Source organism: Micromonospora sp. NBRC 110038, assembly GCF_020884815.1.
GTDB classification, from domain to species: Bacteria; Actinomycetota; Actinomycetes; order Mycobacteriales; family Micromonosporaceae; genus Micromonospora; species Micromonospora haikouensis.
Map to the genome: position 1 here is coordinate 1642367 of NZ_BBOL01000001.1, position 13460 is coordinate 1655826.

14 protein-coding genes are annotated in these 13460 nt (G+C 75.1%); 5 read left to right on the top strand and 9 right to left on the bottom strand.

Annotated features, from left to right (window positions below; translation table 11 throughout):
• Nucleotides 1-132 precede the first annotated feature (132 nt).
• The 3 genes from hrpB to LPU61_RS06360 are packed head-to-tail and all read right to left on the bottom strand — an operon-like array spanning nt 133 to nt 3761.
• Nucleotides 133-2646: an ATP-dependent helicase HrpB gene (hrpB, locus tag LPU61_RS06350; RefSeq protein ID WP_043962845.1), complete on the bottom strand. Its 2514-nt coding sequence runs from the start codon at nt 2644-2646 to the stop codon at nt 133-135.
• A gap of 30 nt (nt 2647-2676) precedes the next feature.
• On the bottom strand, nt 2677-2877 hold the full coding sequence (locus tag LPU61_RS06355; protein WP_043962846.1) for a DUF397 domain-containing protein: 201 nt from the start codon (nt 2875-2877) through the stop codon (nt 2677-2679).
• Nucleotides 2878-2918: 41 nt separating this feature from the next.
• On the bottom strand, nt 2919-3761 hold the full coding sequence (locus LPU61_RS06360; protein WP_043962847.1) for a helix-turn-helix transcriptional regulator: 843 nt from the start codon (nt 3759-3761) through the stop codon (nt 2919-2921).
• Nucleotides 3762-3905: 144 nt separating this feature from the next.
• Between LPU61_RS06360 and LPU61_RS06365 the strand changes: the two genes are divergently transcribed.
• From LPU61_RS06365 to LPU61_RS06375, 3 genes are read left to right on the top strand one after another with little or no spacing between them, the layout of a single operon-like run.
• Nucleotides 3906-4532, top strand: a complete 627-nt coding sequence (locus tag LPU61_RS06365) for a GPP34 family phosphoprotein (RefSeq protein WP_229404393.1) — start codon at nt 3906-3908, stop codon at nt 4530-4532.
• A 41-nt stretch (nt 4533-4573) separates the two neighbouring features.
• Entirely contained in the window at nt 4574-6100 is a 1527-nt protein-coding gene (locus tag LPU61_RS06370; RefSeq protein ID WP_043962850.1) for an APC family permease, read from the top strand.
• Complete coding sequence (locus LPU61_RS06375; protein ID WP_043962851.1) at nt 6097-6693, top strand: N-acetyltransferase; 597 nt, start codon at nt 6097-6099, stop codon at nt 6691-6693. The genes LPU61_RS06370 and LPU61_RS06375 overlap by 4 nt, the downstream gene beginning before the upstream one ends.
• Nucleotides 6694-6761: 68 nt before the next feature.
• Here LPU61_RS06375 and LPU61_RS06380 read toward each other — a convergent pair whose 3' ends face one another.
• Nucleotides 6762-7586: a SigB/SigF/SigG family RNA polymerase sigma factor gene (locus LPU61_RS06380; RefSeq protein ID WP_043962852.1), complete on the bottom strand. Its 825-nt coding sequence runs from the start codon at nt 7584-7586 to the stop codon at nt 6762-6764.
• Between the two features lie 298 nt (nt 7587-7884).
• Between LPU61_RS06380 and LPU61_RS06385 the strand changes: the two genes are divergently transcribed.
• The gene (locus LPU61_RS06385; protein WP_043962854.1) at nt 7885-8595 is read left to right on the top strand and encodes a hypothetical protein; all 711 of its coding nucleotides are present in this window, start codon (nt 7885-7887) and stop codon (nt 8593-8595) included.
• Here the strand turns inward: LPU61_RS06385 and LPU61_RS06390 are convergent.
• From LPU61_RS06390 to LPU61_RS06400, 3 genes are all read right to left on the bottom strand, one after another.
• A complete protein-coding gene (locus tag LPU61_RS06390; RefSeq protein WP_229404394.1) occupies nt 8544-10133 on the bottom strand; it encodes a phospholipase D-like domain-containing protein in 1590 nt (529 codons plus the stop codon). The genes LPU61_RS06385 and LPU61_RS06390 overlap by 52 nt on opposite strands.
• Before the next feature lie 345 nt (nt 10134-10478).
• The gene (locus LPU61_RS06395; protein WP_043962856.1) at nt 10479-11465 is read right to left on the bottom strand and encodes a pirin family protein; all 987 of its coding nucleotides are present in this window, start codon (nt 11463-11465) and stop codon (nt 10479-10481) included.
• Nucleotides 11466-11476: 11 nt separating this feature from the next.
• Complete coding sequence (locus tag LPU61_RS06400; protein WP_229404395.1) at nt 11477-11956, bottom strand: MarR family winged helix-turn-helix transcriptional regulator; 480 nt, start codon at nt 11954-11956, stop codon at nt 11477-11479.
• Between the two features lie 147 nt (nt 11957-12103).
• On the opposite strand from LPU61_RS06400, the gene LPU61_RS06405 reads away from it, so the two are divergent.
• Entirely contained in the window at nt 12104-12631 is a 528-nt protein-coding gene (locus tag LPU61_RS06405) for a GNAT family N-acetyltransferase (RefSeq protein WP_043962858.1), read from the top strand.
• 142 nt (nt 12632-12773) lie between these two features.
• Here LPU61_RS06405 and LPU61_RS06410 read toward each other — a convergent pair whose 3' ends face one another.
• The gene (locus LPU61_RS06410; protein ID WP_229404396.1) at nt 12774-13022 is read right to left on the bottom strand and encodes a flavin reductase; all 249 of its coding nucleotides are present in this window, start codon (nt 13020-13022) and stop codon (nt 12774-12776) included.
• A complete protein-coding gene (locus LPU61_RS06415; protein ID WP_229404397.1) occupies nt 13022-13414 on the bottom strand; it encodes a hypothetical protein in 393 nt (130 codons plus the stop codon). The genes LPU61_RS06410 and LPU61_RS06415 overlap by 1 nt, the downstream gene beginning before the upstream one ends.
• Nucleotides 13415-13460 lie beyond the last annotated feature (46 nt).

The window sequence follows — 13460 nt, forward strand, 5'->3', positions numbered from 1 at the left end:
GGCGGTATCCGGGGCCCCGGGACACCCCCATGTCGCCGACATGGTGAGCCCGACCCGGCCGGGCGGGCCTGCCGCCGAGCCCGGGCCGGCCCGGGGCCCGGCCCGGCGGGGCCGGGGTCAGCGGCGGCGGGGTCAGCGGCGGCGGGGGGCCGCCCGGCGGGTCGGCTCGGCCGTGGTCGGGTCCTCCGGCCAGGGGTGGCGGGGGTAGCGCCCCCGTAGCTCCGCGCGGACCTGCGGATAGCCCGTGCGCCAGAACGACGCGAGGTCGGCGGTGACCGCCACCGGCCGACCGGCCGGGGAGAGCAGGTGCAGCAGCACCGGCACCCGGCCGCCGGCGACCCGGGGCGCGTCGGCCCAGCCGAACGTCTCCTGGAGCTTCACCGCGAGCACCGGGGCCGCCGGGTCGGCGTAGTCCACCCGGACCCGGGAGCCGCTGGGCACGGCGATCCGCTCCGGGGCCAGATCGTCCAGCCGGGCCGCCAGCGACCAGGGCAGCAGCCGGCGCAGCGCGGCGACGACGTCGACCCGGGCCAGGTCGGCGCGGCGGCGGGCGGCGGCCAGCTCCGGGCCCAGCCAGTCGGCCACGCCGGCCAGCAGCGCGTCGTCGGTCACGTCCGGCCAGTCCGGCCCGAGCGCGTGCCGGCAGAACGCCATCCGCTCGCGTAGCGCCCGCGCGGCCGGCGACCAGGTCAGCAGCGCGAGGCCGTCGCGGCGCAGCCCGTCGCGCAGCGCGGCGGCCACCAGCTCCGGCCCGGGGCGGGCCAGCGGTCGGGCGACCAGCTCGATCGCGCCGAGGCGGACCACCTCCCGGGCCACCACGTCCCCGCCGGACCAGGCCACCTCCCGCCCGGAGCGCAGCAGCGGGCCGCCGGCCTCCCGCGCCGTCGCCTCGTCCAGGCCGGCGGCCAGCCGCACCCGGGCGGTCGGCGCGCCGGGGGACCGGTCGGCCACCGCGACGGCCAGCCACGCCGTGCCGGCCAGCGCCGACCCCGGGGCCAGCTCCGCCGCGGTGCCGCCCGCCATCAGGTACGTCGACCCGCCGGCCCGCCGGAGGCGGGCCAACCGCTCCGGGTACGCCAACCCGACCACCAGCCCGGCGGCCAGCTCGTCGGGCAGCGGGGGCGTCGGGGTGGTCGCCCCGGTGGGCAGGGCGGCGCGCAGCCGGCGGGTCTCGGCGCGCCAGCGGGCGGTGGCCGCCGGATCCGTGCCCGCCCGCAGCCGCCGCCACGCGGCGGTCAGGTCGTCGCCCGGCCCGGCGACGGTGTCGTCGGCGAGCAGCGCGACGACCGCGGCGGCCCGGTCCGCGCCGACCACCGGCGCGCCGTCCAGCAGCGCCCGGGCCAGCCGGGGGTGCGTCCCGGCCCCGGCGATGGCCCGCCCCCGGTCGGTGATCCGGCCCGCCGCGTCCAGGGCGCCGAGGGTGGTCAGGGTGTCCCGGGCGACCGTCATGGCGGCGGCCGGCGGCGGGTCCGGCAGGGCCAGCCCGGTGCCGTCCGGGTCGCCCCAGGCGGCCAGCTCCAGGGCGAAGCCGGTGAGGTCGGCGGTGGCGATCTCCGGCTCCGGCTGGGCGGCGAGCCGGGCGTGCGTCGCCTCCGACCAGCAGCGGTAGACGTGCCCGGGTGCCTCCCGGCCGGCTCGGCCGGCCCGCTGGGTCGCCGCCGCCCGGGACACCGGCACGGTGACCAGCGCCCCCAGGCCCCGGGACAGGTCCACCCGGGGCACCCGGGCCAGCCCGGCGTCGACCACCACCCGGACCCCGGGCACGGTCAGGCTGCTCTCCGCCACGGCGGTGGCCAGCACCACCCGCCGCCGGCCGGCGGGGCGCAGCGCGGCGTCCTGCTCGGCGGCGCGCAGCCGCCCGTGCAGCGGCAGCAGGTCCACGGTGCCCCGCAGGGCGGCCAGCCGACCGGTCACGGCGGCGATCTCGCCCACCCCGGGCAGGAAGGCCAGCACGTCCCCGTCGTGCTGGGCGAGCGCCCGGCGCACGGTGGCCGCCACGTGGTCCAGCAGCGCCGGGTCGACCCGGCCGGAGGCGGTCACGGGGGCCGGGCGGGGCGGCGGGGCCCAGACCCGGGCCACCGGGTGCAGCGCGGCCTCCGCCCGCACCACCTCGGCCGGCGTGCCTCCGGTGCCGAGCAGCGCGGCGAAGCGGCCCGCGTCCGGGGTCGCCGACATGGCCAGCAGCCACAGGTCCGGGCGCAGGGTCTCGCGCGCCTGCGCGGTGAACGCCAGCGCCAGGTCGGCGTCGAGCTGCCGCTCGTGGCACTCGTCGAGCAGCACCGCGCCGACGCCGGGCAGCTCCGGGTCGCGGTGCAGCCGGCGTACCAGCAGGCCGGTGGTGACCACCTCGACCCGGGTGGCGGCGCTGACCCGGCGCTCGCCGCGCACCGCGTACCCGACCCGGTCGCCGACCCGCTCGCCGAGCAGGGCGGCCATCCGGTGCGCCGCCGCGCGGGCGGCCACCCGGCGCGGCTGGGCGAGCACCACCCGGCCGGCGACCGCCCCGGCCACGGCCAGCGGGGCCAGGGTGGTCTTCCCCGTGCCGGGCGGCGCGACCAGGACCGCGCCGCCGGCCGCGCGCAGGGCGTCGAGCAGCGCCGGTAGCGCGGGGCGGACCGGCAGGTCGAGGGTTACGTCGGCGAGCACCGTCCTACTGTCGCACCGGGCCGCCGGGCGTCAGCGGGGGCGTACGGCGTCGAGGCCGGCGACGAACGCGTCCCACGCCCCCGGGGCGAAGACCAGCGCGGGGCCTTCGCGGTCCTTGGAGTCGCGGACCGCGACCCGACCGTCGGCTGTGGCCACCTCGACGCAGTTGCCGTTGCCGCTGCTGCGGCTGCTGGTCCGCCAGGCCGCCCGGGACAGGTCGAGCGCGGTCATCCCCGTACCTCTCGTCTTTCTGCTGGCGCGCCGCGATGCGGTCACGCAAAGTTACGAGAAGCCTCCTCCAGGCGGGTCAACGAATCCGCCGGACTGAGCGCCATCCGGCACAGCTTCTCGTGCAACAGGCTATACCCGCGCACATGATCGGCTTCCTCCAGAGCCAGTCCCATCGTGAGGTTATCCAGGTAAACCACGGATGCGTCGGCGTCGTCGGAAAAGCCCAGGATGACGTAGGGAGTGGTCATCGCCGGGTGCCCGCCGGCCGCGAACGGAAGTACCTGCACCGTGACGTTCGGTAGTTGTGCGACGTGGTGGATGTGGGCCAGCTGCTCGGCCATCGCCGCCGGTTCGCCGACCGGCCGCAGCAGCACCGCCTCGTTGAGCACCACCGACAGCTCGACGGGGTTCTCCCGGTGCAGCACGTCCTGCCGGCGCAGCCGGGCGGCGACCTTGCGCTCGATGCGTTCCTCCCCGGCGGTCAGCCGGTAGATCGCCCGGGCGTACGCCTCGGTCTGGAGCAGGCCGGGCACGGCCTCGGCCTCGTACGTGCGCAGCGACGCCGCCTCGGCCTCCAGCCCGACGTAGAACTCGAACCACTCGGGGAGCACGTCGCTGTAGTTCTGCCACCAGCCGCGCTGCTGCGCGCCCCGGGCGATCTCGATCAGCGCCTCGGCGTCGGCCCCGGTGACCTGGTAGAGGGCCAGGGCGGCCCGGACGTCGCGGGGCTTGATGCCGATCTGGGCGTTCTCGATGCGGGAGAGGTTGCTCTTGGACATGTCGAGTTGGCGGGCGGCGACGTCGAGGGTCATCCCGGAGCGCTCGCGCAGGTGGCGCAGCTCGCGGGCGATACGACGGCGGCGGACGGTCGGGCTGGCGGTCACCCTCCGAGTCTGTCACGCCAAGATCCCCAGGTCGTTCGGACACGGAGTGCAACTGTCGAAAGTGGGAGTTGCGTTGCAACCCGCTGACGTGCATCCTTTCACCCGGCGTCGATCAGTTGTGGACAATCCGTTCGGGAGGCTCGTGTGCTCACCGCCGACGAGTTCTATCTGATCGCCCACAACGACAGCCGGGGCAAGCCCAAGCTGCATCCCAGCGCGGCGGGCATCGGCCTGGCGGCGGCCCTGCTCGGCGAGTTGGTCCTGTTCGGACAGGTCACCGTCGCCGCCGGGAACGTGACCGTCGTCGACCGCCGCCCGCCCGCCGACGCCCTGGCCCACACCGTCCTGGACCAGTTGGTCGGCGAGTCCCAGCACCAGTCGGTGCGCACCTGGCTGAGCTTCCTCGGCCAGAGCGCGGCGACCTCGGTGGCGGAGCGGCTGGCCCGCGCCGGCGTGCTGCGCCGGCAGGAGAACCGCCGCCTGCTGCGCACCAGCGTCAGCTACGTCCCGATCGACCTCAACGCGGTGGCCTGGCCGGCGACCCGGCTGCGGGCCCTGCTCGACCGGCCGGAGCCCCCGACCGTGCCGGACGCGCTGCTGCTCGGCCTGGTCGCCGCCGCCGGCCTCACCCGCGAGGTGCTGTGGAGTGCCGGCCCCCGCGCCCACCACCGGCTCAGTGTTCTCATCCCGGCGTTGCCCCCGCCCCTGAAGGAGCTCGTCGCGCACACCGAGGCTGCCGTCGGCGCGGCCGTGCTGCGCGGCATGCCCTGACGGCCGCCGGCCCCTCACCCCTCCTCGAACCGGAGCAGTCGATGCCCCCCACGACTACATTCGAACGACCGAGCAACGTCTCCGACGCCCTGGCCCGTGGCCGCCTCGGCGTGCCGTCGGTGATCTTCTTCGTGCTGTCGGCGGCCGCGCCGCTGACCGTGGTGGCCGGCGTGGTCACCACCGGCTACGCCGTCACCGGCGTCACCGGGATGCCGCTGGCCTTCCTGGTGGTCGGCGCGGTGCTCGCCCTCTTCTCCGTCGGGTACGTGGCGATGGCCCGCCGGGTGGAGAACGCCGGGGCGTTCTACGCGTACGTCTCGCGGGGGCTGGGCCGCCCGGCCGGCGTCGGCGCGGCGTGGGTCGCCCTGCTGGCGTACAACGCGCTCCAGGTCGGGTTGTACGGCGCGGTCGGCGCGGCGGCGACGCCGGTGCTGGAGCGGCTGTTCGGCGCGTCGCCGGCCTGGTGGGTGGTGGCCCTGGTCGCGTGGGCCCTGGTCGCCGTGCTCGGCCTGCTGCGGGTCGATGTCAACGGCATGGTCCTGGCGGTGCTGCTGGTCGCCGAGATCGCGGTGATCCTCGTGTTCGACCTCGGGCAGCTCGGCCACCCGGCCGGCGGCTCGGTGAGCCTCGCCGCGCTGTCCCCGGACAGCCTGCTCGTCCCGGGGGCCGGCGCGCTGCTGGTGCTCGCCATGACCGGCTTCGTCGGCTTCGAGTCCTCCGTGGTGTTCAGCGAGGAGAGCCGGGACCCGAAGCGCACGGTCCCGATGGCCACGTACCTGTCGGTGGCGATCATCGCCGGGCTCTACGCCCTGTCGTCGTGGGCGATGACCGTGGCCGTCGGGCCGGACCAGATCTCGGCGCAGGCCGGCGAGCAGAGCGTCGAGCTGATCTTCAACCTGGCCGGGGCGCACCTCGGCGACACCGCCGTCACCATCGGGCAGGCGCTGTTCATGACCTCCGTGCTGGCCGCGATGATCTCGTTCCACAACACCACCGCCCGGTACGCGTTCGCGCTCGGCCGGGAGCGGGTGCTGCCGGCGGCGTTCGGGCAGACCTCGCCGCGCACCGGTTCGCCCCGGGTGGCCTCGCTCGCGCAGAGCGCCCTCGGCCTGCTGGTGATCGTGCTGTACGCGGTCAACGGCTGGGACCCGGTGCTCCAGCTCTTCTACTACGCCGGCTCCGGCGGCGGGTTCGGCGTGCTGCTGCTGATCGCCACCACGTCGATCGCGGTGATGGCCTACTTCGCCCGCACCCGGGCGCAGGAGAACCTGTGGCGGCGGCTGATCGCCCCGGGGCTGGCCGCCGTGGCGCTGGTCGCCATCATCACGGTGGCGGTGGACAACTTCGCCATCCTGCTCGGCGTCGCCCCCGACTCCGCGCTGCGCTGGGCCGTCCCGGCCGCGTACCCGGTGGCCGCGCTGGTCGGCGTGCTCTGGGCGCTGGTGCTGCGCAACAGCCGGCCCGACGTCTACGCCCGGATCGGGCTGGGCGCGGAGAGCGCCACCCTGCTGGCCGCCCAGGGCTTCGACGGCGAGCCGGCCCGCGTGGGCGCGGGGGCGCACAGGTGAGCGACGTACGCATCGAGCGGCTCGGCCCGGCCGAGACCCGGCTGGTGGCCGAGCGGATCGCCGAGGCGTTCCTGGTGTTGCCGGCGACCCACTGGCTCGTGCCGGACGCCACGCGCCGCCGGGCCGTGCTGGCCGACAACTTCGAGATCCTGGTGGGCCACGCCATGGCGCACGGCCAGGTGCACGCCACGGCCGACCGGTCGGGGGTCGCGGTGTGGTTCCCGCAGACCGGCGACGACGTCCCGCCACCGGTGGACTACGACGCCCGGCTGGCCGCCGCGTGCGGCGCGTGGGTCGACCGGTTCCGCCACCTCGACGACCTGTTCGCCGCCAGCCACCCGCACGACGGGCACCACCACCTGGCGTTCCTCGCGGTCACGCCCGACCGGCAGGGGCGGGGGATCGGTTCGGCGCTGCTGCGCCACCACCACGCCTGGCTGGACGCCAACGGCGTGCCCGGCTATCTGGAGGCGAGCAGCGAGATCGGCCGGGACCTGTACGCCCGGCACGGCTACCGGCCCCGGGAGGTCTTCCGGCTGCCGGACGGCACCCCGTTCTTCCCGATGTGGCGGGAGCCGGCGACGACCGGCTGAGGAGCCGACACGCGAGGGGGCCCGGCGCACGCGCGCGCCGGGCCCCCTCGTCTTTCGTGCGGGCGGGCCTAGTAGGTGCCGTCGAGCTGGCCCCGCAGCTTGGTCAGCGCCCGGGCGAGCAGCCGGGACACGTGCATCTGCGAGACGCCGATCTGCTCGGCGATCTGCGACTGGGTCAGGTTGCCGTAGAAGCGCAGCGTGAGGATCTTCTGCTCGCGCTCGTCGAGCGTGGCGAGCGCCGGGCCGAGGGCGACCCGGAGCTCGGCCAGCTCGAACTCGTTGTCCTCGCCGCCGAGCATGTCGCCCAGCTCGGTGGCCCGGTCGCCGTCGCCGGTCGGGGTGGACAGCGACACCGCGTTGTAGGCGCGGGCGCCCTCCAGGCCCTCCAGGACCTCTTCCTCGGTGAGCTTGAGGTGGGCGGCGATGTCGGCGACCGTGGGGGAGCGGCCCAGCGTCTGGAGCAGGGAGCTGTTGGCGTCGGAGATCGCCAGGCGCAGCTCCTGGAGGCGGCGCGGGACGCGGATGTCCCAGGTGCGGTCGCGGAAGTGCCGCTTGAGCTCGCCGATGATGGTCGGGATGGCGTAGCCGGCGAAGTCGACGCCGCGCGACGGATCGAACTTGTCGATGGCCTTGATCAGGCCGACGGCGGCGGTCTGCGCGAGGTCGTCGGTCGGCTCGCCCCGCCCGCTGTAGCGGTGGGCCAGGTGGTTGGCCAGGGGAAGCCAGGCCTCGATCGCCCGGTCCCGCATCGCGGCGCGCGACGGGTGGTTGGCGGGCAGTGCCGCCATCGCGTTGAGCAGATCGGCGGCGCTGTCGGTGAGCGCACGCGGATCGAGCTTGGCCGTGGACTCCGGCGCTGTGGTCGTCTGCTCGCTGGTCGTTGGCGCGGTCATGGGTGGTCCTCCCTGCACCTCGTCCGCGGATAAAGACGTGACGCTTTGGTTTAGCTTCAGATGGTCCGTTCGGGACTCACCTTAGCCTGATCGGCCTCCAGAAATCTAGCCGAAAGTACGATGTACTTAAGGTGTGTTCGACAACAAAACCCCCAAAAAGGGCAGCAACGTACGAATCTGTGATCGCGATTACCGGTTCCAGGTCGGTTATGGGTCCGAACTGTCGGCTTTCCGTCGTTGTCCCGCGTGCGGGACGGCCCGTAGCGTCGCGGGGAACCTTCCCCCGCCCGGAGGCGCCGTGCTCGACCCCGCCGACCCGCACCTCGTCGTGCACAGCCGCATGGTCTACCTCTGCTGGCTGCCGGCGGCCCCGGACGCGGTCGTCGCCCTACTGCCGGCCGGCCTGCGCGCCGGGGCGGACCCCCACGTCTTCATGAACCAGTACGTGGTCGACGACGAGACCCAGACCTCCGGCCTCGGCGCATACTCGCTGACCTACCTCGGCATCTGCGTCGCCGGCCAGGGCGCCCCGGGCGGCTGGTGGACGCACTACCTCTGCTCCAGCCCCCGGATGCGCGGCTACGCCGCCGCGCGCGGCGCACCCGTCGGGGCCGGGCACACCTGGCTGGAGCGGCGCGGCGACACGCTGGTGGCGCAGACTGAGGTCGACGGCATGCCGCTGATCCGCACCCGGGTCCACGTCGGCCACACCGGTCACCTCATCCGCAGCGGCCACCACCGCTACGTGACCGCCCGCGACGGGGAGCTGACCGGCGGCGTCCACCCGTACGTGGCCGAACCGGTGACGCCGTTCGAGGTGGAGTCCGTCGACTTCCTCGACCCCGACCACCCCGTCCACGCGCTGCGCCCGGCCAACCCGCTGACCATCACAGAGGGCTTCTACTCGCCGCGCGCCTCCTTCGCGTACCCGGGCGGGCCGGGCGGGTACGCGCCCGCTCACCAGGTGCCGGATCGGCGCGCCCGCAGCGGCCTGCCGTCCGGGTCGTAGACCAGCCGGTACGCCGGCAGCGCCCAGGCCCGGGTGTACCACGGCAGCCGCTCGGGGCGGTGCGGGCGCAGCCGGCCCGGCGGTCGCGGGCCCACCCGCCCCGAGTCGTGCCAGCGCTGCAGCGCGTCGGCCGCCGAGGTGATCGCCCGGACCGCCGAGGCCGGGTCGAGCAGGTCGGCGTCCCCGCCGCCGTCCGGGTCCCGGTCCAGGTGTTCCCGCCACAGCCGCAGCCGCAGGTCCCGGGGGAAGCGGCGGGCCCCGTCGCCCAGCCCCGCCGGGTCCAGCGGGGCGCGGTCGTCCCGGGTCTCGTCGAGCACGGCGCAGGACAGCTCGCTGTCGTGGGTCCAGGAGCGGCGGTTGAAGTTGTCGCTGCCGACACTGGCCCACACGTCGTCGACCACGCACACCTTGGCGTGCACGTAGACCGGGTCGCCCGCGTGGTTCTCCACGTCGAAGACGTGCACCCGGTCGGGCGCGGCCTTCCCGCACAGCGCGAGCGCCTGCTCCCGCCCCACCAGGTTCGGCGGCAGCGCGAACCGGCCGTCGACGTCGGGGTGCCGGGGGACCACCGCCACCAGGTGCAGCTCCGGGTTGTCCCGCAGCGCCCGGGCGAACAGGTCGGCCACCTCGGTCGACCAGAGGTACTGGTCCTCCAGGTAGATCAGCCGGCGGGCCCGGCGTACCGCCTTGGTGTAGCCGCGCGCCACCGTCCGCTCGCCGTCGGGGGCGAAGGAGTAGCGCGGGCGCACCGCCGGATAGGTGCGCAGCACCTGGATCCGGTGCGGGCCGCACGGCGGCGGGTCGGCCGGCTGGTCGGGCAGCGGGTCCGGGCGCAGGTCCGACCCGCGCAGCCGGTCCCGCAGGTAGGCCAGAGGGTTCTCCGAGTCCAGCGGCATCGGGTCGGTCCACCGCTCGCGGAACGTGGTGTCCAGCGCGCCGACCACCGGCCCGCGCAGCGCGAGCTGCACGTCGTGCCAGGGCGGGTGGTCGCCGTACCGGGGCGACATCAGCACGGCCTGCCGGTCGCCGCGGTGCTCGGCGTCGTCGCGGCGGCTGTGGCACAGGTCGATCCCACCGGCGAAGGCGACGTCGCGTTCCGGGTCCTCGGGATGGCGCAGCACGACGAGCTTCTGGTGGTGCGAGCCGCCCCGGCGGACCCGCTGGTCGAGCAGCACCTCGCCGCCGGCCGCGCAGATCGTCTCGCTGAGGCTGCGGTTCTCCGCCTCGCTGAACGACAGGGCGTCGAGGTGCGAGCGCCACAGCAGGCCCTTGACCACCACCCCGCGCTGGGCGGCCTGGCTGAACAACTGGGCGACGGTCGGGCCGTCCGGGCGCATCAGCTCGTCGGGGTCGCCGCGCCAGTCGGTGAAGAACAGATGGTCGCCGGCCCGCAGCGCCTCCACCTCGCTGACCAGCCGGTCAAAGTAGGCCGAGCCGTGAATCAGCGGCTCGGCGAGGTTTCCGGTCGTCCAGACGGGTATCCGTGAGACCGGGTTGGCGCGTTCGGCCGCGGTGAGGAACCAGTCCCGCATCGGCACGCTCCAGCTCCCGAGGTCGACAACGTCCTCACCGTAGGACCCCCGCGCCGGGTCCGCACGCCGACCGGCACCCCCGGTGACCTGGCCGACGATCCGCGCGGAGCCACATCCGAGATAGCGAAGCGCACACCGAGGAGGCCGCACGATGCCCGCCGAGCCGACCGATGTCATGACCGAGCAGCACGAACAGCCGGTGGAGGGTGAGCGGGGGGCGCTCGTCGCCGTGTTGGTGATGGTGCTGCTGGGGGTGGCGGGGATCTTCGCGGTCTCCTGACCGGCAGCCATTTCGGGTACGCCGACGGGCGTCACCGGGGACAACCCCGGTGACGCCCGGCACGGCCCGCGTCAGGGGCGCTCGCCCTGCCCGCCGGTGTGCGGCAGCCGCTCGGCCGGGACCACCCCGAGCCGCCCGGCCTGGAAGTCCTCGAACGCCTGGATCAGCTCGTCCCGGGTGTTCATCACGAACGGCCCGTAATGGGCCACGGGCTCCCGGATGGGCTGCCCGCCCATGATGTAGAGCTCCAGGGCGGGGGCGTTCGAGTCCTGCGTCGCGTCGGCGGTCACCCGCAGCGCGTCGCCCGGACCGTGGACGGCGAGCTGCCCGGTGTGGAACGGCCTGCGCTCGGTGCCGACCGTGCCGCGCCCGGCGAGCACGTAGACCAGGGCGTTGAAGTCGGCCCGCCAGGGCAGGCTCAGCTCGGCCCCGGGCTGCACCGTCACGTGGGCGATGGTGATCGGGGTGTGCGTCGAGCCCGGCCCCTGGTGCCCGGCGACCTCACCGGCGATGACCCGGATCAGCGCCCCGCCGTCCGGCGTGGTGAGCAGCGCCGACTCCTTGCCGCGGATGTCCTGGTAGCGCGGCGGCTTCATCTTCGCCACCTTCGGCAGGTTGACCCAGAGCTGGAGGCCGTGGAACAGGCCGCCGCTGACCACCAGGTGCTCCGGCGGGGCCTCGATGTGCAGCAGGCCGCTGCCGGCCGTCATCCACTGGGTGTCGCCGTCGGTGATCGTGCCGCCGCCGCCGAGCGTGTCCTGGTGGTCCATGATCCCGTCGATCATGTAGGTCACCGTCTCGAAGCCCCGGTGCGGGTGCCACGGGGTGCCCTTCGGCTCGCCCGGGGCGTAGTCGACCTCGCCCATCTGGTCGAGGTGGATGAACGGGTCCAGCTCGTGCATCGGCACCCCGGCGAAGGCCCGGCGGACGGGGAAGCCCTCGCCCTCGTAGCCGCTGGGGGCGGTGGTCAGCTTGCGGACCGGGCGGTAGCGGGTGGACTCGTCGAGCCGGGGCAGGCGGGGCAGGACGAGAACGTCGTCGACCGTGATGGCGGGCATCTCGAACTCCTTTACTCGCTGGGGGTGGACGAGGCGTCGCGGTCGGCGCGCAGCCGCCGGCCGAGGCGTTCGAAGACCCGGGTCAGGCAGGCGACCTCGGCGTCGTCGAGGTCGTCCATCAGGTGGGCGCGCACGGAGCGCAGGTGGTGCGGCGCGGCCTCGCGCAGCGCCAGCAGCCCGGCGGCGGTGAGCACCGCCTCGCTGCCGCGCCCGTCCTCGGCGCACGACTGCCGGGCCACCAGGCCGCGCTTCTGCATGGTGGTGATCTGGTACGTCAGCCGGCTGGGCGAGAAGACCAGTCGACCGGCCAGCTCGCCCATGCGCAGCCGCTGCCCCGGCGCCTCGGAGAGCAGCACCAGCACGTGGTAGTCGGCGAAGCTCAGCTCGCTGTCGGCCCGCAGGTCGTCCTCGAGCTGGGTGAACAGCCGCTGGCTCGACTCGATGTAGGCCCGCCAGCAGGCCATCCGCTCGCTGTCCAGGCTCTCCGTCATGCCGCAACAGTAGCACTCTTTCAAATTTTGACAAGTGCCCAGGAGTGGGGGTGAGCTGTGCTACTTTCCGTGCCTACGGCGCTTCGCTTCGGATTTGAATGAGAAACGCCGGGCGGCCCCGGGCGGCGGCTGACAGACTGCTGGACCATGGACGACGTACGCCTGGCCGCCCCCGGGGTGCTGCTGCGCCCCTGGCGCGCGGCCGACGCCCCCGCCGTGCTGGCCGCCCTGCGCGACCCGGCCGTGACGACCTGGAACCCGCAGGGCGACATGGACGAGGCGCGGGCGCGCGAGTGGGTACGCCGCCGGGCCGACTGGTCCGCCGGGGACCACGCCTCCCTCGCCGTCGCCGACCCCGGCGACACCGCGCTGCTCGGCTCGGTGTCGCTGAGCGGCATCGGCGGCGGTCACGCCAACATCGGCTACTGGACCGTCCCCGCCGCCCGGGGGCGGGGCGTGGCCACCGCCGCCGTCCGGCGGCTCACCGGCTGGGGCTTCGCCATGCTCGGCCTGCACCGCGTCGAGCTGTTCCACGCGGTGGCCAACCCCGCCTCCTGCCGGGTCGCCGAACGGGCGGGCTACCCCCTCGAAGGCACCCTGCGCGAGTCGCACCGCTACGGCGACGGCCGCCGCCACGACGAGCACCTGCACGCCCGCCTGGCCACCGACCCCTGACCGACCCGCCCGGGGCCGTCCCGCCGGGGGTGGGCTGGGCGGGTGGCCGGCTCATGCCGGGCGGGTGGGGGTGTCCCGGGGGTCCGGATGCCGCCATGTCGCCGACATGGAGTCGATCATCGCCGGGGCGGGCCAGGATCGGTCAGGGGCGGGCGCGGGCCCAGGTGAGGAAGCGGTCGGCCAGGTCGCCGGGCGGGGTGGTCGGGTGCAGGGCGGTCAGGTGCTCCCTCGCCTCCTCCCGCAGCACCGCGAGGTAGACCAGCAGCGAGGTGCGGTCGCCCCGGTATTCGGACAGCAGCGACAGCCGGGCCGCGCCGCAGGGCCACGGGGCGCCGCAGCGCCCGCACAGCCACACGGGGCGTACCGGCAGGTGGGGGCGCGGGCGCGGCATCAGCGGTACCGCAGCGCGACGGCGCGCGCCTCCTCGTCGGTGACCGGCAGGAACCACAGGAAGCGTCGGACGATCTCCGGCGGGGTCGGCCCGTCGGGCTGGCCCCGCAGGTCGCGGATCGCCGGGCGGAGGAACAGGGTGAACGCCGCCAGCAGGACGGCGCGCAGGCTGTCGTCCAGGGGCAGGGCCCGCCAGGTCGGGCAGGGGAACGGCTCGCCGTCGTGCACGCACCGCCAGGCGGGCCGCCCCGCGCAGTGCAGCTCCAGGTCGACCGGCACGTCGGCGGGGCGCACCGCAGACGTCGCCTCCCCCGCGTCGCGCCGTTCTGGCTTCTCCGCGTCGAGCCGCTCTGGCGCGATCGACCCCGGCTCGCGTCCTGTGTGGTGTGTCATGGCGGCTCCCGGTCCCGTCGATCCGCGCCCTTCGACACCCCAACTT